This is a genomic window from Roseomonas genomospecies 6, assembly GCF_008365375.1.
GTDB lineage: Bacteria > Pseudomonadota > Alphaproteobacteria > Azospirillales > Azospirillaceae > Azospirillum.
Map to the genome: position 1 here is coordinate 1 of NZ_QOKW01000099.1, position 668 is coordinate 668.

At 68.0% G+C, this 668-nt stretch carries 1 protein-coding gene; it reads left to right on the plus strand.

The annotated features are described in order from the left end of the window. Positions 1 to 30 precede the first annotated feature (30 nt). The coding region (locus DS843_RS30945; RefSeq protein ID WP_286192425.1) for an efflux RND transporter permease subunit at positions 31 to 668 on the plus strand (638 nt) is incomplete at its 3' end.

Here is a 668-nt window from a genome sequence, read left to right on the forward strand (position 1 = left end):
CAGTTGGTTTCCTTTCCGCTGGAGACCTCGATGAACGGCATGCCGGGCATCACCCGCGTGCGCTCGGTGTCCGGCGTCGGGCTCAGCATCGTCTTCGTCGAGTTCGATTGGGGCACGGACATCTACCGCAACCGCCAGCAGGTCGCGGAACGGCTGGCCATCGTCCAGGGACAGCTTCCGCCCAACGTCCGCCCGCAGATGGGGCCGATCTCGTCCATCATGGGCGAGATCATGTTGATCGCCATGAGCGGCGACGGCGTCGGCCCGATGGAGGTCCGTGAACTCGCCGACTGGGTGGTGCGGCCGCGCCTGCTCGCCATCCCCGGCGTCAGCCAGGTCATCCCCATCGGCGGGGAGATCCGGCAGTACCGCGTCGCCCCCGACCCGGCGCGCCTGCACGACCTGGAGATCACCACCGACGAGCTCGTGAAGGCGCTCCAGCAGTTCTCGGCGAACACCGGCGGCGGCTTCATCGACCAGCATTCCCAAGAATACCTGATCCGCAACATCGGCCGGACGACCCGGCTGGAGGACCTGCGCAACCTCGTCGTCGCCTACAAGACGGGGCAGCCGATCCTGCTCCACCAGATCGCCGCCGTGGACTTCGCCGCCCGCATGAAGCGCGGCGACGCGGGGGTCAACGGCAAGCCCGCCGTGATCCTGTCGGT